This is a genomic window from Mesorhizobium sp. M0011, from assembly GCF_040324155.1.
GTDB lineage: Bacteria > Pseudomonadota > Alphaproteobacteria > Rhizobiales > Rhizobiaceae > Mesorhizobium.
Genome location: NZ_JAMYVQ010000010.1, coordinates 1 through 18,892, shown reverse-complemented (window position 1 = coordinate 18,892; position 18,892 = coordinate 1). Strand labels below are relative to the sequence as shown.

At 62.6% G+C, this 18,892-nt stretch carries 17 protein-coding genes; 2 read left to right on the top strand and 15 right to left on the bottom strand.

Annotated features, from left to right (window positions below; genetic code table 11):
* Positions 1 to 9: 9 nt before the first annotated feature.
* From NKK51_RS13640 to NKK51_RS13600, 9 genes are all read right to left on the bottom strand, one after another.
* The gene (locus NKK51_RS13640; RefSeq protein WP_023809931.1) at positions 10 to 1,020 is read right to left on the bottom strand and encodes an ABC transporter substrate-binding protein; all 1,011 of its coding nucleotides are present in this window, start codon (positions 1,018 to 1,020) and stop codon (positions 10 to 12) included.
* A 39-nt stretch (positions 1,021 to 1,059) separates the two neighbouring features.
* The gene (locus tag NKK51_RS13635; RefSeq protein WP_224621906.1) at positions 1,060 to 1,875 is read right to left on the bottom strand and encodes an ABC transporter permease; all 816 of its coding nucleotides are present in this window, start codon (positions 1,873 to 1,875) and stop codon (positions 1,060 to 1,062) included.
* Positions 1,872 to 2,702: an ABC transporter ATP-binding protein gene (locus tag NKK51_RS13630; RefSeq protein WP_352553328.1), complete on the bottom strand. Its 831-nt coding sequence runs from the start codon at positions 2,700 to 2,702 to the stop codon at positions 1,872 to 1,874. The genes NKK51_RS13635 and NKK51_RS13630 overlap by 4 nt, the downstream gene beginning before the upstream one ends.
* A gap of 130 nt (positions 2,703 to 2,832) precedes the next feature.
* Positions 2,833 to 3,762 carry a 5-formyl-3-hydroxy-2-methylpyridine 4-carboxylate 5-dehydrogenase gene (fhmpcd1, locus tag NKK51_RS13625; RefSeq protein WP_352440316.1) on the bottom strand — a complete coding sequence of 310 codons (930 nt, stop codon included), beginning with the start codon at positions 3,760 to 3,762 and terminating at the stop codon, positions 2,833 to 2,835.
* A complete protein-coding gene (locus tag NKK51_RS13620; RefSeq protein WP_023809935.1) occupies positions 3,762 to 4,382 on the bottom strand; it encodes a glutathione S-transferase family protein in 621 nt (206 codons plus the stop codon). The genes fhmpcd1 and NKK51_RS13620 overlap by 1 nt, the downstream gene beginning before the upstream one ends.
* A gap of 26 nt (positions 4,383 to 4,408) precedes the next feature.
* Positions 4,409 to 4,816, bottom strand: a complete 408-nt coding sequence (locus NKK51_RS13615; protein WP_023809936.1) for a RidA family protein — start codon at positions 4,814 to 4,816, stop codon at positions 4,409 to 4,411.
* A 9-nt stretch (positions 4,817 to 4,825) separates the two neighbouring features.
* On the bottom strand, positions 4,826 to 5,983 hold the full coding sequence (locus NKK51_RS13610) for an LVIVD repeat-containing protein (protein WP_352553326.1): 1,158 nt from the start codon (positions 5,981 to 5,983) through the stop codon (positions 4,826 to 4,828).
* A gap of 45 nt (positions 5,984 to 6,028) precedes the next feature.
* Positions 6,029 to 7,180: a cupin domain-containing protein gene (locus NKK51_RS13605; protein WP_024505127.1), complete on the bottom strand. Its 1,152-nt coding sequence runs from the start codon at positions 7,178 to 7,180 to the stop codon at positions 6,029 to 6,031.
* 290 nt (positions 7,181 to 7,470) lie between these two features.
* Positions 7,471 to 9,099, bottom strand: coding sequence for a GMC family oxidoreductase (locus NKK51_RS13600; RefSeq protein ID WP_352553324.1), 1,629 nt, complete (start codon positions 9,097 to 9,099; stop codon positions 7,471 to 7,473).
* A 204-nt stretch (positions 9,100 to 9,303) separates the two neighbouring features.
* Here NKK51_RS13600 and NKK51_RS13595 point away from each other — a divergent pair, with 204 nt between their 5' ends.
* Both NKK51_RS13595 and NKK51_RS13590 read left to right on the top strand, forming a co-directional pair.
* Positions 9,304 to 9,981 (top strand): FadR/GntR family transcriptional regulator, encoded by a 678-nt coding sequence (locus NKK51_RS13595; protein WP_023809939.1) that lies wholly within the window; start codon positions 9,304 to 9,306, stop codon positions 9,979 to 9,981.
* A 42-nt stretch (positions 9,982 to 10,023) separates the two neighbouring features.
* Positions 10,024 to 11,571, top strand: coding sequence for a GMC family oxidoreductase (locus tag NKK51_RS13590; protein WP_352553322.1), 1,548 nt, complete (start codon positions 10,024 to 10,026; stop codon positions 11,569 to 11,571).
* Between the two features lie 58 nt (positions 11,572 to 11,629).
* Here the strand turns inward: NKK51_RS13590 and NKK51_RS13585 are convergent, their stop codons facing one another.
* From NKK51_RS13585 to NKK51_RS13560, 6 genes are all read right to left on the bottom strand, one after another.
* A complete protein-coding gene (locus NKK51_RS13585; protein ID WP_128305808.1) occupies positions 11,630 to 12,382 on the bottom strand; it encodes a GGDEF domain-containing protein in 753 nt (250 codons plus the stop codon).
* Between the two features lie 228 nt (positions 12,383 to 12,610).
* Positions 12,611 to 13,291 carry a thermonuclease family protein gene (locus NKK51_RS13580; RefSeq protein ID WP_352553320.1) on the bottom strand — a complete coding sequence of 227 codons (681 nt, stop codon included), beginning with the start codon at positions 13,289 to 13,291 and terminating at the stop codon, positions 12,611 to 12,613.
* A 57-nt stretch (positions 13,292 to 13,348) separates the two neighbouring features.
* Positions 13,349 to 14,548 carry a type 1 periplasmic-binding domain-containing protein gene (locus tag NKK51_RS13575; RefSeq protein ID WP_502902460.1) on the bottom strand — a complete coding sequence of 400 codons (1,200 nt, stop codon included), beginning with the start codon at positions 14,546 to 14,548 and terminating at the stop codon, positions 13,349 to 13,351.
* A gap of 92 nt (positions 14,549 to 14,640) precedes the next feature.
* Positions 14,641 to 15,414: a lytic transglycosylase domain-containing protein gene (locus NKK51_RS13570; protein WP_352553487.1), complete on the bottom strand. Its 774-nt coding sequence runs from the start codon at positions 15,412 to 15,414 to the stop codon at positions 14,641 to 14,643.
* Between the two features lie 32 nt (positions 15,415 to 15,446).
* Entirely contained in the window at positions 15,447 to 15,818 is a 372-nt protein-coding gene (locus tag NKK51_RS13565) for a PDZ domain-containing protein (RefSeq protein ID WP_352553316.1), read from the bottom strand.
* Positions 15,819 to 15,878: 60 nt separating this feature from the next.
* On the bottom strand, positions 15,879 to 18,892 hold a 3,014-nt coding region (locus NKK51_RS13560; RefSeq protein WP_352553314.1), incomplete at its 5' end, for a cadherin-like domain-containing protein.

Genomic DNA, 18,892 nt, shown 5'->3' with positions numbered 1-18,892 from the left:
GCGCGCCCCTTATTCTTTTGCCAGGAATGCGTCGGTGAAGACGTCGTCCGCCGACAGAGCCGCCTTGAGCACGCCCTGGTCCGTCAGCGTCTTTAGGGTCTCCTCCCACTGCGTCTTCGTCATCCAGCCGAGACCGTGTTCCTTGGTGTCGGGGCTGCTGAATGTCGAGGCGATGTCGGCGTTGATCTGCGCCAGCAGCACGTCCTTCTTGTCCGCATAGCCGGGCGCTGCCTTGGCCGTGATCTCGGCGGCCTCTTCCGGATGAGCCACGACATAGTCGAAGGCCTCCCTGTACGCCTTGACGAAGCGGCGCACGACGTCCGGCTTGTCCTTGATCATCGCCTGCGAGGTGAACAGGCCCGAGCCATAGGCTTTCCACCCATGGTCCGCCCCCATCATGATGCTGAGCGAGCCGGGGCCTCCGGCCTTCGCCTCCAGCTCGGGAACCTCCGCGTCGATATAGCCGACGACCGTCTGAACCCGGCCCAGCAGCAGATAGCTTTCATAGGGAGGCGAGACGCTGTTCAGCGTCATGTCCTTTTCGGTCAGGCCATTGGCGGCCAGGAAGCCCTTGAAGAAGATGTAGGTGGAGCCAGCCGGATGAATGCCGATGGTCAGTCCCTTGAGGTCGGACGGCTTGGTGAGCTTCAGCGTCTTGGCCAGCGAAATGATCCCCAGCGGCGAGTGCTGATTGACGGCCGCCAGCGCCACGACCGGGACATTCTGCGACCGTGCGACGGCAAGCGTGGGAAGATCGCCGAAGCCGAAATCCGCGTTCTCATTGCCCACCAGCCGCATCGCGTCCGGCGAGCCGGACCCCTTGCGGATCTCGGCCACATCGATGTCGTTCTTGGCGAAGAAGCCTTTTTCCTTGCCGACGAAAAACATGGCGTGATTGCCGCGCACCACCCAGTCGAGCTGAACGTTGACCTTGTCCGCCGCCAGAGCAGCGTTGGAAAAACCGAGTGCTGCAACAAACGCCGCGAAGGTAGCGGCCTTGATAAGTGAGCGTCTCAGCATTTTTTGTTCCCTTTTATGAATTTGGTTGATCGAGCGGACCTAGGACTGGCTGAATTTCGGCGCCCACGGCACCACGATGCGTTCGAGGATTTCGGCGGCGTAGTAGAAGGCGATGCCAAGCACGGAAACGAGCAGCAGCGCTGCGAAGACCAGCGCCGTGTCGAGCTGGGTCGAAGCGAACTGGATGACGTAGCCGAGACCGTCCGACGCCCCGGCGAACTCACCGACGATGGCGCCGATCACGCTCAACGTGGCGGCGATCTTGGTTCCGGCCATCAGGTTCGGCAGCGAATGCGGAACACGGATCCTGAACAGGATCTGCGTCGGGCTGGCTCCGACGGAATTCATCAGCGACAGCAGCGAGCGGTCGACCGATTGCATGCCCGCCAGCATCGACAGTGTCACCGGGAAGAAGGCGATGACCAGGATGAGGCCGATCTTGGGCGCCAGCCCATAGCCGAACCAGAGGATGAAGATCGGCGCGAGCGCGACTTTCGGCACGTTCTGGAACAGCACCACCAGTGGATACAGCGCGCGTCCCAGCCAGTCGAAGCGCACGATGACCAGCGCAATGGCAATGCCGACCACGACCGAGACCAGGAAGCCGAACAGGATCTCGCCCGCGGTCACCAGCGTCGCTTGCATCAGCGTGCCCCATTGCGCCACCAGCGACTTCGCGATCTCGGACGGGGCGGGAATGATGAAGGCGGATATGGCAAAGATCCGCACGGCGGCTTCCCACGCTACGATTGTCACCAGCAGCAGGATGACCGCCGGCAGCCAACTGCCGGTCGCCGCACTCCAGCTGGAGGCGAGCCGCGGCTCGGAAAGGTCCGTGATGGGTTGGTCGCTCAAGACGCGCCTCCCGGTTGATGGCTGGAGCGCAGCATCGTTCGCAACTGGACCACCAGCCTGACGAACTCCGGATCTTCGGTGACCGTCAGGTCGCGTGGATAAGGCAGCGCAATGTCGAGGCTCTCGGTGATCCGCCCCGGCTTGATCCCCAGCACGTGAACATGGCGCGACAGATGGATAGCCTCGTCGATGGAATGGGTGACGAGCACGATCGTCTTGCCGGTACGCTGCCAGATTTCCAGCAGCGACTGACCCATGGAATCGCGGGTGATGGCATCGAGCGCGCCGAACGGTTCGTCCATCAACAGGACCGCCGGATCGAGCGCCAGGGCTCGTGCGATGGCGACCCGCTGCCGCATGCCACCCGACAGCTCGTTTGGCCGCTTGTGGGCGCTGTCGCCCAGCCCAACCAGCTCCAGCATCTCCTGCCCGCGCGCCCGCAATTCCGAGCGCGACAGCGACTTGTCGGCGATGCCGAGCAGCATCGAGGCATTGTCGACGGCGTTCTTCCACGGCAGCAGGTTGGCGTCCTGGAAGACGAGGCCGATCATGCGCCTGCGCGCCGCCTCGACCGGTGCGAGCCCGGCGATCGCAACGCTGCCCTGGGTCGGCTTCACGAGCCCGGCCAGCACCTTGAGCAAGGTGCTCTTGCCGCAACCGGAAGGGCCGATAAGGGAGACAAACGACCCCTTCGGCACCGAGAGATCGATGTTGCTGAGGATCAGCTGCCGGGCGATGACCACCGAAACGCCCTTGGCGGAGATCAGATTGTCATGGCGGATATGGGCCGGCCTGTCACCGGCGGCTCGAATGGTTTCAATGCGCATGGCTTGTCGCCCCGCGCGCTTTCGTCGGCCGCAGCCACGCCGTCTTGATGGCGAAGGCACCCTTCACACAAACAGCCGACCGGTGGAACTCCTCGAACCGGCCTGCCCTCTGCGCACCGTTTGACATTAGCTACTCCCGGCCTTCCAGGATGCGCCGCACCGCGACGAGCTTGCGCGCCCGTTCGCCTTGCAGCGCCTTTGTCTGCTCGGGCGTGTAGGCAAACATGCCCTCGCCCGACTTGATGCCGAACTTCAACGCAGCCGTCTTCTCCAGCACCATCGGCGCGACATCGTCGCGGTTGGAGAGATCGGCATTCAGGAAGGATGAGACGGATTTGTAGATATCCAGCCCCGCCATATCGAGCAGCGCCATCGGACCGATGACGGCGATCTTGTAGCCGATGCCCCAGGATACGCAGGTGTCGAGGTCTTCCGGCTCGATGACGCCGCGCTCGACAAGATCAACCGCCTCGCGCAGCAGCGCATAGAGCACGCGGTTCTCGACGAAGCCTGGAACATCCTTCTTCACCACCACCGGCAGCAGGCCGATCGAGCGAATGAGGTCGCGGATCGTGGCCACGGTTTCAGGTGCGGTCTTTTCGCCGCCGATCACTTCGATCATCGGAATGATGTGCGGCGGGTTCGACCAGTGCATGCCGACCATCCGCTCGGGATGCGAAATATGCGCCTGCAGCTTGGTGATCGGGATGCCCGACGTGTCGGAAGCGACGATGACCGACGGGCCGATCAGCGGATCGATGTCACGATAGGTCTGCGCCTTGATGTCGATATTCTCGGGCACGTTCTCGATCACCAGTTCGGCGCCATCGACGGCCTCGGCGATCGTCTCGACGAATCGCACGCTGCCGGCGCCTGTCCCGGGCGCCTTGATGTCGAGACGATCGAGCACGCCGCCGGCGAGATCGAGCATGCCGCGGGCACGCTCGACCGACGCCTGTGAAACATCATACGCCGTGACATCGAGGCCGCCGCGCGAAAGCCGCGCGGCGATGCCTGGACCCATCGTTCCCAATCCGATGAGAGCGGCGCGCCTGATCATTATGCGGCCTTTGCGGGAGCAGCAGTGGTTGCCGCCTTGAAGGCCGGCCGGGCGGCGATCGCGGCCACCCAACGCTCCAGATCGGGCATCGACGGCCGGTCGATCTTGAAGTCGACGCAGCGCTTCAGGATCGGCGCGCAGGCGATGTCGGCAAGGGTCAGCTTGTCCAGCGCCAGGAAGTCCTTGCCGGCCAGGTGGCCATCGACGATCTTGAGTTGCGCGACAAGGTCCTTCACCTGTTCCTTGTATTCGGCGGTCTGTTCCTCGGGTGTGAGCTTGGCGCCCTTGAAGGCCGCCAGGTAGCCGGGATTGACCGCCGCCAGCAGGAAATCCATCCAGCGCTCGACCTCGGTCTTTTCCGCCGGCGTGGCGCCATTCAACTGTTCGCCACCGAATGCCGCGAGATAGCGCAGGATGGTGTTGGACTCCCAGATCACGGTGTCACCGTCGACCAGCGTCGGCACCTTGGAGGTCGGGTTGAGCGCCTTGTATTCCGCCGTCTGGGTGTTCTCGAACTGGCGGCCATAGTCCTCGCGCTTGTAGGATGCCCCAAGCTCTTCGAGCATGAAGAGCACCTTCTGGACGTTGCCTGATGTCTGGCGGCCTAACAGCTTGTACATGTCGTCTCCTCGATTGTGTCCAATGCCTACTTGCTCGCTGGGAGCGGCTTGTAGACGATCGCGTCCATTTCGATCTTGGTGTTGATGACGGCCTTTGCCTCGACGGTCGTGCGCGCCAGCACGGCATCGCCGATCCCTTCGAGGAACGCCTTGTTGTAGCGGCCGAAATCGCGCGTATCCTCGAGATAGGTGGTGATCCGCACGACATCCGACAGCGTCGCGCCCTCATGCGCGATGACGCGCGCGATGGTCTTCAGCGTGGCCAGCGTCTCTTCCTCGATCGTGCCGCTGATCATGTTGTTGTTGTCGTCCTTCGGCACCTGGCCCGAGACGAAGATGAAGTCGCCGGCACGCACCGCCGGATGAAACGGCAGGTTCGGGTTCTTGTTGCCGATGGCGTAATGGCTGGCGGATTTTCGCGTGCTGTCGCTCAATGCCTGCTCCTAGAGAACACTGGTTTCGATGATGTCGACGCCACGGATGCGATCGATCAGGTAGACGATGCCGCGGTCGTCGATGGTCACGTCGTTGGACGAGGAACGCTCCGCCCCCTCGGGCGCGTCGGGCACGAAATGGCCGACCTCCTTTGGCGCGAACGGGTCGGCGATGTCGACGAGGCGCAGCCCCTGCGCGAACCATGCAAACGGAATGACGGTTCCATTGAACCGTTCGGAAGGCTGATGGCAGCCGGTCATCTGCGGCTGCGGTGAACCGTCCAGGTCGAGGCCCGGCACCTGGAAGGTCGAGATCGGCAACGGGTTGGTCTCGTCGGTGATGTCGTAAATCCACGTGAAGGCCGGCGGTGATGGCCGAAGCTTGGCGACATCCTCGTCCGCCACCACCATGATGTTGCGACCCTTGAGCGGCTGTGGAATCGGCAGGCAGGTGTGGGTGGGGTGCGGAAAGCTCGGGCTCGAATTGACGTGCGAGACCAGCTTCGGCTTGGTGATGTCCGAAATGTCGAGGATGAACAGGCCGTGATGCCAGTAGCTGACATAGAGCCGGTCGCCCATGCGCAAAGGATGGTGGCAGCGCGGCGTGACATAGTCATGCCAGGGGTATTCTTCGCCGCCGCCGGTCCACTGGCCGGGTATCCACCAGCGTCCGACCTCGACCGGCTTCGTGGGATCGATCAGGTCGAGGATCATCACGATGTTGCCGACATAACCGTCAGCGGTCGGCGAGATGTAGGCGTAACGACCGTCGAAGTCGTAGCGGTGGACGCCCTTGCCGCCGGTTATCCATTTCGAGATGAGCTTGGGCTGTGCCGGCTTGGTGGTGTCGTAGAGCGCCAGTCCGCCGCCGAAATCGGCCGGGCCGGCATCGCCAAAGCGCTCGTGGTTGATGATCATCAGCCCGTCCTTGGCGCGCACCTTGTGCGAGTGCCAGCCGGGCGGAACATCGATCGTGGCTATCTTGCGCGGATTGCGCGGGTCGGAAATGTCGACCAGCGTCGTACCGCTCGGCGGCCGCATGTGGCCGATATAGAGGATGTTGCCGTCGACCCAGACCTGGCCGCCGCCTGGGCAGTCGACATGGCCGATCTGCTTGGTGTTGAACGCCGAAACCAAATGCATACGCCCTTGCTGCTGAAACGTCATTTCAATGTCCCCGCCGCCAATGGCGGCGGGGCAGTAGGATGGGAACTAGACGAGACGGAGCAGATCGCCGGCCTGGTTGCGGCCCCAGCGCTTGTAGAGGAGCAGCGCCTTCTGCGTCGGCGCATCGGTGGCGCCGAAGAAGATCACCGGCTCGCTCGACGAGCCGTTGACATGCTCGACCCAGGAACCCCCGGGTATGGCGATGGTGTCGAATTGGTTCCAGTCGTAACGCTTGCCGTCGATGATCGAATGGCCGTTGCCACGGAACGGCGCCAAGAGCAGGCTGGCGGTCTCGCGCTGCGGCAAGGTCTTCTCGCCGGGGCGCAGCATCTGCACGTAGAAATTGATGGTGTGGAAGACGGGTCCGCCGGTCGTCGGATCGACATAGTCGATGACGATGCCTTCATGAGGGTCGCCGTCCCAATCCTTGTGGGCATCGAGGACCGCTTCCATCTTCTCCCAGCGGTAGACATACATCGGCGACGACAGGCCGCCGCCGCGCTTGTGATCGACGAAACGCGGCATCAGGCCGCCCTCGCCATAGATGCGCTGTGAGTAGTCGCTCGGATAGCGGGCGGTCTGCACCTTCTTCTCGACTTCCTTGCCATCGACCATCTCGGTGTATTTGTGGTCGAAATGGACGGCATGCAGCGTTTCGACCAGCGGCAGGTCGAGCACCGACAGGTTGACCGCCTGCTCACCGCCGACGGTGCCATGATTGTGCCAGGCGTCGTTGGGCGTCAGCACCATGTCGCCCGGGCCGAAGACCACGTCTTCGCCCTCGACGCCGGTGAAGTTGCCCTTGCCGGTCAGGCCGAAGCGGATGGCGCTCGGCGAGTGCTTGTGCGGCGGCATGATCTCGTCGGGATCGTTCAGGCGATAGGCAGTGTACATGGTGCTGACCGAGGCACGCTTGGGCGCAAGGCCGGGATTGACCAGGATCAGCGAACGGCGCTCGCTGTCGTCCATGGTCACCAGTTCGGCGGCGCGCTGCAGCAGCGGCTCGATGTCCGAATAGGACCACACGAAGGGAACGGCCTTCGACGTCGCCATCAGCTGCTTGATCTCGTCATGGTCGACGCCTTCCGACGTCGCCCAGAACGGAAACATGTTCTTAGCGTAGAGGGCGTCATAGAGGCCCTTGAGTGCTGCCTTCTTGTTGGTGAGCACATCGTTAGCTGGTTGCGCCAGGGACATATCGGACACCTCTCATCGCGAAGAAAATACTTCTAACCAACTCAACCGTATTCGCATTGGTTTTGCTCGACAATACCCAAATTGCGAATTTTATAAATTTTTGGTTGGGGTGCATTTTTGAGAGGCAAATGCCCAGAAATAGGCAGAAATAGCCTAGAAATGCACGAAATACAGCTCGCAATCAGGGCGTGAAACCACTTCGTCACGGCCATGCGGATGCACATGACAGTCCAACCAACGCAGTTTTTCAGTGTCAACCAAAAGACTTTGGTTGTATTCCGGCCGTCTTATCAGGCCGCCACGCTCTGTTGAGCGCGGCTGCGGATCAGATCCGCGGCCTTTTCAGCGATCATGATGACCGCCGCATTGATGTTGCCGCAGACGAGATCCGGCATCACCGAGGCGTCCACGACACGAAGTCCGGCAACGCCGCGCACCCGCAATTCCGGATCGACCACCGACCCCGCATCGACACCCATACGGCACGTGCCGGCCGGATGATGCACGGTGATCGACGTCTTGCGGATATGCTCGTCGATCTCTTCGTCGCTCTCACATTTCGGGCCGGGGAAGAATTCCGCGCCAACGAACGGGGCCATGGACGGCTGGCTGGCAAGGTTGCGCGCAACACGAAAGCCGGCGCGAAGCGACTGCCAGTCGCGCTGCGAGGACAGGAAGTTCTGATGGATCAGCGGAGCGGCGACCGGATCGCTCGACGCCAGCTTGACGCTGCCACGGCTCTCCGGCTGCACGGCGACGATACGGGTCGCAAAGCCGTCGGCGAACGGTGCCTTGAATGGCGACATGTAAGGCCATGCCCCAAGCGGTGCGGCGGTGAACAGCAATTGCACGTCCGGCAACGGCCGGCTTGCGTCGCTTTTCAGGAATGCCACGACGCCGCCAGGCACATCTCCCGAAAAGCCCTTTCCGGTGAGATAGGTCTTGACGAAATCCAGCCCGATACGATCGGCCCGCATCATCTTGAGAAACGGTCCCGGCTGTTTGCGCCGATACATCAGGATGACCGAAACATGGTCCTGCAAATTCTTGCCGACCTGCGCACGATCAACCTTGGTCTCGATGCCATGCGCCGCGAGCTCGCCGCTGTCGCCTATGCCTGACAGCATCATCAGCTGCGGCGTGTTGATGACGCCGCCGGCAAGCAGAACTTCGCGCCGCGCCAGAACTTCATGGCTCGCTCCGCCTCTGGTATAGGCAACGGCGGTTGCGCGCCCATTCTTCAGCAGGATCTTCGTCGCCATCGCGCCGGTCAGCACCTTGACATTGCGGCGGCGCATGGCGGGCCGCAGATAGGCGGTCGCGGTCGAGCAGCGCCGGCCGTTGGCAATTGTCATCTGCAGCCGGCCGAAGCCTTCCTGTATGGCGCCGTTATAGTCGTCGGTCTGCGGATATCCGGCATCACGGCTGGCCGTGGCGAAGGCATCGATCAGTTCGTCCTTGTAGCGGCAGAACTGGGTGTTCAGCGGTCCGCTGCCGCCGCGATACCGGCTTTCGCCCGCCTCCCAGCGCTCCTGCTTCTTGAAGTAGGGCAGCACCTTGTCGAACGACCAGTCCGTCAGGCCGCTTGCCGCCCAACGATCGTAGTCGCCGCGATTGCCGCGCACATAAGCCATGGCGTTGGTGGAGGAAGAGCCGCCGATGACCTTGCCGCGCGCGCATTCGACCTTGCGCCCGCCGACATTGGCCTCGGGCTCGCAGAAATACATCCAGTCGTGGCGGCGTTCGGTCAGGATCTTGCCCCAGCCGAGCGGGATGTGGATCATCGGATCGCGGTCCCAATCCCCCGCCTCCAGCAGAAGCACCGACACGGCAGGGTCTTCGCTCAGCCGGTTCGCCAGCACGCAGCCGGCCGATCCCGCACCGACAATGACGTAGTCAAAGGTTTCGTCAGCCGGCATGCGTGATCCTCGGGAGAAAGACGGTCCGCCGCGATGGCAACCGTCGACATGGGCAGTCAACCATTGCGCAACTGGTGTTGTCAACCATTGCGTACAGTTGTAGATTGGTTGAATTGGTTGAGTGCCGTCGAACAGGTTTTCGTGTCACAATATGATGTCGGGACGTTGAGTCGGCGGTCTGCCGATCGGACAGGAGATTTGGTTTTGAGCGCATTCGAGCCGCAGGTCGGACCATCGGATCTCGACGACATCATCGCCGCGGTCCGCCAGTTGCAGCAGGGCGGCGGCAAGCTTCCGTCCGAGCGCGATCTTGCGGAACATCTGAGCGTCAAGCGCCATCAGCTTCGCAAGGCGCTTGAAGTGCTGCGCCTTTCGGGCGACCTCAAGCCGGCGCGCGCCAGGCGGGCGCCGACTGCCCTTCCGAGATATGGCGAGGAACTGGTCAGGGTAACCAATCCGATCGAGGTCCTGGAATTGCGCCTGATCATGGAGCCGGGCCTTGCCCGACTGGCGTCGCTGCGCGCCTCCTCTTTCGAGACGGCGCGGATCCTCGACGCGGCAACCACGCCTGAGAACGCCCCGTCGGGTGAGGTCGACTTCGCTTTCCATCTCGCGATCGTCGCCGCGGCCCGCAACCACCTTGCCGCGGAATTCTACAAGATGCTGCGCCAGGTCGGTGTCGATGCGCGGGTGAAGGTTGCGCGCACCGCGGCACCCACCTGCCCCAAGCGGATCGCCCACCGCGACGGCGAGCATCGCCTGATCGCCGAAGCGATCTCGCAGCGCGATCCCGAAGCGGCAGAGACCGCAATGCGCGCGCACCTTTTGTCCGTGCAGAGACAGATCATGGAACGGTCGAATGCCGGCGCCTTTGCCGCGTGATCGTATCACCTCTGACATCGAGCCTGTGCGGGGAATTTCAAATTGAAACGTCATTTCGACGTGCTGGTGATCGGCGCGGGATCCGCAGGCTCGGTTGTTGCCAGCCGGCTCAGTGAAGACCGGTCGTGCCAGGTCGGCCTCATCGAGGCCGGGGCGATGCCGGCCGATCCCGACATCGCCGATCCGCTGAAATGGACGATGCTCCAGGGCCGCGCCTATGACTGGAGCTACCGGACCGTGCCCCAGCCCTTCACTGCCGACCGCGTCCATGAATGGCCGCGCGGCAGGATAGTCGGCGGCTCGAGCTGCCTGCATGCAATGGCCTATGTGCGCGGCCATCCCGATGATTTCGAACCTTGGGCACAAGCCGGTGGCGAGCGCTGGTCCTATCGGGGGTTGTTGCCGGGCTTCATCCGCAGCGAAGCCTTCACCGCCTTCGATGCGCCGACACGCGGCAAGAGCGGCCCGCTGGACGTCTATCTGCCGGACGCCGAGGTCAGTCCGGTCGTGCGTGCCTACATCGCCGCCGGGCGATCCCTGGGCGCTCCCGCCCTGAGCGACCACAACGGCGGCGAACTGGTCGGCACCAGTCCCAATTCACTCAATATACGTGACGGCAAGCGCCTGAGCGTCGCCGACGCCTATCTGCCGCCGCGGGTCATGGCGCGGCCGAACCTGACCTTGCTCGCCGGCCACGAGGTCGAGCATCTGGTGCTGGACGGCCACAAGATCACGGGCGTGAGCGTGGTGTGCGGGGGTGAGACCGGAACACTCTCCGCCGACCGGATCGTTCTTTGCGCCGGCGCCGTATCCACGCCGCTCATCCTCATGCGGTCGGGCATTGGCTGTCCCGATACGCTGAAGCAGGCTGATATACGCTGCCTAGCCGATCGGGGCGATGTCGGCCGCAACCTGCAGGATCATCTGCTGGCTCTCGGAAATGTCTACAGCACGAAAAGGCCGGTGCCGCCTTCCCGCCTGCAGCACTCCGAATCGCTGATGTATCTGCACAGCGACGATCCGACCCGCTCCACGGGAAGTCCCGATATCGTGCTCGCCTGCGTCGTCGCCCCGTCAGCGGCCGACGGCCTGAAGACCCCGCCCTATGGCTCCGCCTTTACCATCCTGTGCGGCGTCACCCATCCGACAAGCCGCGGGCGCATCACACCAAGCGGGCCGGGCCGCAACGATGCGCCGGTCATCGACCCGCATTATCTCGAAACCGAACACGACCGCGCGGCATTCAGGATGGCGTTGAAGCGGGCGCGCATGGTCGGCCATCATGCGGCTCTGGACGAATGGCGCGATATCGAGATCCTGCCAGGCGCACCGGTTCAGTCCGATGCCGAACTCGATGCTTTCATTGCCAGGGCTGCTTCCACCCATCACCATCCGGCCGGCACGTGCCGGATGGGTCGTGACACTGAGGCCGTCGTCGATCCTGACTTGCGGCTGAACGGCTTCGACAATGCCTTTGTCGTCGACGCCTCGGTGATGCCGGCGATCCCGAGCGGACCGATCAATGCCGCGATCGTCGCCGTAGCCGAAACCTGGGCGGCGTCTTCACGGGCTACCCCGTCGTCAGCGTAACCGCGGCCGCGTCCGACAATTCCCCTGGGTTCCGAATGGCTCTGGTTCCCGGCGAATGTCAGCTATGGAGATGCGTCAGTTCAAACGCGGCTCCGTCCTGGACGCCGGCCATGCGCTGCTCGGCGGACCGGAACATGTCCGCGAACTCCACCTGGTTTTCGAACACCACGCCGCCGACCTTGACGGTCAGGGCATCCTCGGTCCCCTTTGGCGCGAAATAGACTTGCGCGATCCGCGCCTCGATACGCTGGCCGATTTCCCTGGCTTCTGCTTCGGTCGCACCGGCGAGGAAAACCCCGAACATCGACGTTCCCATGCGTCCAACCAGATCCTCCGCGCGCACCGACGATTGTATGGTCGAGGCTATGAGCCGCAAGGCTTGATCGCCCCATTCAAGACCAAAGCGCAGGTTGATGGACCGCAGATGCTCCGAATGGATAACCAGGAAGGCGCCCGATTTAGGCCCCGGCACCGACGGCCTTGCCGTTCTTTTTTCGACCATCGACGTGAAGACCGCTCCGTTCAGGCAGCCGGTCGTGGTGTCGAAGGTTGCCGACTTGTCGAGTTCCCGGCGATAGCGACGAAGCTCGATCTGTTTCAATCCAACGAACAGAAAAAGCGGAACACCAAGGACGACAGGCAACAGGATTGCCGTGATCATGCTGCGCCCAAATGGCGTCAGCGCCTCGGAGAACAGGAGCAGATAATTGAGGCCGACGGAAACGCCCAGGATTGCAGTGGTTCCCAGAAACGTCAGCAAAGCGACGCCTTTCCATGCCTGGTCGGTGGTGCTCGCCATAGTCTTTGTCACTGGCCGATCTCCTGTGGATGGGCTGGTATAGGGCCGGTGTGTTGCAATTTCAGTTTCAAGGAACCTTGCAATTTAATCGATTGCGCGATGACCCCATCAAGGCTGCGGACGAAATCGGCTTGCTCCCAATGCATGACCTCCGCTTTGGGAAAAGGACATGCAGAAAAACAAAGATCTAAGCTGCGCCCGTGGCGGTTAACAAACAAAACATCAGGGTTGAATGGCAGGCTATTGTGCCGGGCCGAATATGCCCATCTCAGCCTTTCTGGCTGTCGCCTCCGCCTTGCCGTAGATGCCGCTCGGCAGCGCCGTGGCCCAGCCGTTGGAGACAAGCCAGGCGCCAACATCCTGCTTGCCCAGCCTGCATGGCGCGGCGACGGCAAAACGCTCGACGTCCGGCGGTACGAAACAGTGCAGCCCGCGTCCCCTCAGCCAGGAATTGAAAACGGCGCGTGCGCGCAGGCCGCAAGGCCAGGTGACGTCATGAAACGAGCAGGAGCTGTCGAGATCGATGCCTCGCACTCCGCTGATGACCACCTTGCGGCCCATGGATGCGAACATCGCCGACGATGTGGCAACCGGGCGGTAGAGCAAGACCTCCCGCCAATCCCCAGGCATCGGCGTTTTCGGGGGCACGGCGAGACCGAGCTCGCTGAGTGGCGGACGGGGCTCGGTCCGTTCGATCTCAGCGGGATCAAGCCGTGGCGGAGCGATCAGGTCTTGAGCAACCTTGCGCGCCGGCTCCAGGCGTTGTGCGCCGGCTACCGGGGCAACCGGCCGGATAGGCTGCGTATCGTCAACATCCCGCGACGGGGCACGGACAGGCCGATCGACCGAAAGCAACGCCCCACCTTGAATGATCAGCAGTATCCCGGCCAGAAGCAGCAGGCTTCCGAGCGCGATCGCCAAGCGGCTGCGGCCCGGCCTGCCCATCAGCTTGAACAGGATCTCAGGGATTTGCGCCGGTCAGAAACCCGACGTCGATTTGGCAACCAGCTTGAGCGCACCTTTTTCAATCCGATAGAACGGCATCGAGCGTTCGCTGGATCCGTCGGCCCGAAACCGGAACAGGCCGGTCGACCCGCGAAAGCCGTTTGGATTCTCGAGAATTTTTTTGCTGAAGCCACCAGGCCCGATCGCGCTGGCAATCCCTGCCGTCAGGGCAACCATGTCATAGGCATAGGCCACATTGACGTCAGCGGGATAGTTGTATGTCGTCCTGAAGCGGTCGGCGATCGGCCCGGTTTCACTTGGATCGAGCGTGGCGATAAACGCCCCCTCTAAGAGCGGATCCATGGGGTGCTCCAGCCAACGGTTCGTTCCGACGACGGAGATAGTCTTTCCCGGAATGCCCTTCGATTTGAGGGCGGCAAGGACAGGCGACGGACTGCCATTGCCGCTGGCGACAATGACGGCGTCGGGGGCGTCCACGAGTGAGCCCATTTCGTCGACCGCCTTCGCGGCGCCGTCGCCGGCGGAATATCGGAGAGTGACCGCGAGCGCCGCGCCGTAGATGCTGAGGCTGTTTGCGACCCGCTTCTCCATGGCGCCGGCGTTTGGGCCATCCGCGACAAGCAGTACGAACTTCTTGCTGCCTTTCGCGGCCAGTCCCGCGGCGCCCGCGGCGGCGCTGTCCGCTTCACCAAGGAGCACGGCATAGACCCCGGCGCCGCCGGCGAAATTATCGGCAAGCGCCAGGACCGGTGGCCGCTTCGATCCAGACAGCGTGGCAATATGCTGGGCTGCCGTCAGTTCGGTCGGGCCGATCACGACCTTCGAGCCCGTCGTTATGGCCGTTATCGCCATTTTGCTGGCCAGTGCGCTGTCGCCTTTGGTGTCTTCTACCGTCAGCGTCAGCAATCCATTGCCAATATCCGTCATCGCCAGCTTGGCCGCATCCAGCATCTTCCTGCCGTTTTCGCCCGCTGTTCCGGAGCCGGACAACGGCAGCAGCATCGTGACTTTTGTCGACCCGGTGCCCAGCGACTGGGTCGCCTGGACGGGGCCGGCACCGGCGGCGCCATTCTGCCCGGCAGGCGCGGCAATCGCCGCCGGATCGAGCACTTCGGACACGCCGCCCTTCGACTGGCAGCCCGATAAGATCGCGGCGAGCGCCAAGGCGATTGCCCATGTCCGCGGACAGTGGACCTGTCGGCCAGCTTCCATGAATGCTCAACCCCTATGTGCCGCCGGATATTGTTCCCGGTCTGGTCTCCAACGCATGTTACGGCGGACTTGCAGTGCCGTCTGTAGTTCTTTTAGCCGCCGAAAAGCCTGTCTCTGAGCGCCCTGATCTGCCTTGCTTGCCCGGCACTCCGATAGTCGGCGCATTTCATGTATCGCGGCCCGGGCACGAACACGCGGCGCACGCAGACGCCCTTTGCCCCCTTCCCCGGCCAGAATTGGGCAGCGGCTCCACCCTCACCGCCTGAAAAGGCGGAAAAGCCGAACGTCGCCACCGGCAAAAGCCCGGTCACTTCAAAGCCTTCCCTTGCCAGGATTGCCCGCGCACGCTGGCAGTAGCGGACCGAAAGGGCCGAGAACCGGCTTTCATTGTGCCCGGCGCGATACTTCATGACGGTGGTGCACAGATCGCCGGCGGCCAGCCTGTTGGCCTGTGCAAGATATTTGACCCCCAGCGCGATGTTGGCCGCCGGCGCGCTCAGATCGTCCAGGGAACCTCGAAAGCCGAGCATCCTGGCGGTCGCCGGCATCACCTGCATCAGGCCGACTTCGCCGTCGGCGCCTTGCACGTCGGGATCGAAGCCGCTTTCGATCTCAATCACCGCATGCGCCAGCATCGGCTCCAGGCCATGGATCGATGCCTGGCAACTGGCGAATGACTTGAAAGCCTGCCGGGTCCACTCGGCGGCCGGATCACAGCGCACTGGCTGATTCAGGCCGGACGAAAACTGTTGTTTCACAGACGGTCGTTCCAGCCAGTTGGCACTGGCCGGCGTGACCGTTTGGACAAAGCCAAACAACACGATCGCGCCCGCGACCGCCTTCAGGAAGGATCCGTCGGCTGTCATGATGGCCAACAGGCGTGGGTTCGCCTATCCGGTCAGTGCATGTACTCGACCATGCGATCGTGAAAACACTCGCATTTGTTGAGGGTGTCTTCGTCCTTGTAGTTCGTCTTGAGATAGCCGTAAGCCATGCCGCAGGCGACCTTGGCTTCCGATGCCCAGACGAAGACGGGACGCGACGAGTTGATCCACTCCGAGCTGTTGGCGACGACCACCGACTCGTCCATCAGCTTCACCACCTGCTCCCTGAGATCGACGATGTTGTCGTTCAGCACCAGGTTGGACGTCCCCACGACACGGCAATAGTCGCCCGTCGGACCTTCGATGATGTCGGCGGCATAACCCGTCGACCCGACTGCCAGCAACAGCGTCGCAGCGGAAACCAGCAGTCTTGCAGAACGTTTCATGTTGAGCTCCCCTCGATATTAGCGATGTATAACATAGTCGCGTGGTCGCGCGCTATGGCGTTAGATAGTGGCCGTGTGTTGTACGTGCGCCGTGTCGTCGTAGAGTATCGTGATGGCGCCGGCAGTGGTCGGTCCGTTCTGCAACTCGGCAACGGCCACGAAATTGGCCGCATTGCCCGAACCATCGGTGTCGACGCTCAACGTCTTGGTGCTGGTGTCGTAATGCACGTAGTCGTCGATGGTCCCTGCAGCCTTGTCGAACAACGCAGTCAGGTCGATTTGATCTCCTTCGCCTTTATTGTAGTCGATGATGAGATCTTTGATATTCAGGTCGTCGAGCTTGAACGTGTCGGCGCCGATGCCGCCGGTCATCGTGTCATGGCCAGCGCCGCCGATGAGCAGGTCGTTGCCGTTGCCGCCAATCAACGTATCGTCGCCTCCCCCGCCCCACAGTGCACTTCCGGTGTTGTGGGCGGTCAATGTATCTGCGAAATGCGAGCCGATGGCATTCTCGAAGTTGCTAATCGTGTCGCCACTCGCACCCGCTCCGCTCACTGTCTGCGTTGACAGATTGATCGTGACCGCGCCCGACGCATTGCTGTAGTCGACGGTGTCGCCGGGGCCGGTTCCGCCGTTGAGCGTGTCGGCACCCGAACTCGCGGCAATCACCTCCGCAGTCGTGGTACCCGTCTCCTGATAGCCGGAGCCGGTATGGGTTCCGACTAGCGAGACGGACAGATTGTCCGAACTGGTGACGGAGTCGCCATCATGATCGGTGATGCCAAGCACAAAATTCAGCGTCGTGTCGCTAATGATCGTCTGCGAGTTGTAGGTAAGCGACAGGATCACGAGCTTGGGATCCTCACTACTTGCGCTCGAGATGTTCTTCACATCCGCTTCGCTGAAGTCGAAGAACGCCCCGCTGTTCGATCCGTTGGTCCCCCAATGGGCCGCGTCGATAATCAGCGGCGTGCCGTCCGCTTGGGTTACATTCCAAGTGGCGGAGATGGTGTGCGTCGTATCCCAAATGGTCACCAGGAAATGCTCGGACACAGCGTTTCCGCTTTTTCCGATGGCCATTGAGACTTGATCCTGAAGCAGAGCGAACTTGAAGGTCAGGGTTTCGTTCGTGTCCAGGTTGCCGTTGCCGACCCCCAACCCGTTATTGTTCATGTATACGTTGTCGTTGACGTTTGACGCGTTGAACCCATCGATAAGGACATCATAGCCACTGGCTGGAACCGCACCGTTGCCGAAGCTGCCAACGTTGTTGATGATCGTCGCGTAGTTGCCGTTACCCGGATGGACCCCCGTGATATCGAACGTATTGGTCGACTGCAGGCTGTTCGTCACAAGGTGGAAGTCGTAGGTCCCATCAGCTGCGACAGTCAGCGTGAAGTATTCGTTCGCGCCGGTGGCGCCCTGCGCATCCGCAAGGTTTGTGTAGGCGAACATCTCGGACGAGTGGGTTGCCGGATCGTAGTGCGTGTACTCGTAGAACGTGTAGAGAGTCGTCGTTCCACTCTTCACGTCGACCTGATTGATGGTGTCGCCGGCACCATTCGTCCCGTGGCCGGTCAAGATATAGGTCAACCCGGCGGGTGCAGTCCCCATAGCCAAGGTGATCGCCGAAGTAAGGCTCAGCCCATCCGCTCCAAAGGATGGCTGCCAGGTGCCGTGAACATCAGTGCCGCTGATGTTCGGCATGATCGCGTCCTGAATGCCGGTGATCGTTGGGGTATCGTCATCAACATTAATCGTCAGCGAGCCGGTCGCCGTATCCCCGTCATGATCGGTTGTCGTGTAGCCGACCGTGAACGCCACGTCGTTCTCGTTGGCGCCCGCCGGGTGGTCGATCGCATGCAGCTGGGTGACCGTGTAGGCGCCGGCCGTCGTGTTCGACAGCGACACCGACATCACCGCCACCGCGATGCCGTTCTGGATCTGGCTGATCGTCAACAATGTGCCGGTGCCGTTCACCGTCTGGATGAAGGCACCTTCCACCACCGACGAGGTCGGCAGGCCGGCACCCGACAGCAGTGTCGAGCCGGCGCCATCGGCGCCGTAGCTGTGTGCCAGCGTTCCGGTGAGGTTGGCGGTGTCGGGAGTGACGTCACCCGTGCCGCCGGGGTTGCCGCCGGCAAGCGCGTCGTCGTCGAGTTGGACGGCGAGGTTGGTCGCCACCGTCGGTAAATCATCATCCACGGTCACGGTCAGCGTGCCGGTCGCGGCCGTGGCGGCCGTGTCGTCGGCGTCGTAGACCTTGTAGCTCAGGTTGAAGCCGAGATTGTCCTCGGTCCCCGCCGTCGGATGCTGGACCGGCGACAGCAGCGTCACCGTATAGGTGCCGGTGACCGCATTGGTCAGGTCAACCTGGAACACATCGACGCCGCCGGCCGACGCGATGATCTGCGTGCCCGCCGCGTTGGCCGTGTAGGTGTAGGTGGTGCCGTTCACCGTCTCCGAGCCGGACACCAGCGCGATATGGCCCGCGCCGTCCGCACCATAATTGTGCGTCAGCGTCCCGGGCTGCACGCTCGGCACGTCATCGCCAGGAGCGTTGTCATGGTTGCCCGTCGCAAGGTCGTCCTCGTCGACCAGCGCCGCCGACGTGCCCGCCGTCGCATGGTTGTTGTCGCCCGAGAAGGTGAACGACAGAACCGCCTGCGAGGTGTCCCCGTCCGCGTCCTTCATCGTGTAGGTGAAGCTGTCCACCGTCCCAGCCGGCACCGATACACCGATCTTCGGGGTATAGATGTAGGAGCCGTCGCCGTTCAGCGTCAGCGTGCCATAGGCCGTCACGATCGGATTGCCGAGCGTGCCGCCCGCCACCGCCGTCACCGTGCCGGGCTGATCCGCACCGACATGGTCGTTGGCCAGGACGCCATTGGCCGCATTCGTCACGATCGCCGCGCCGCCTTCCGTCGCGGCCTGCCCGTCATTGACCGCAACCGGGATGTCGTCGTCGACCGTCACGGTCAGCGTGCCGGTCGCGGCCGTGGCGGCCGTGTCGTCGGCGTCGTAGACCTTGTAGCTCAGGTTGAAGCCGAGATTGTCCTCGGTCCCCGCCGTCG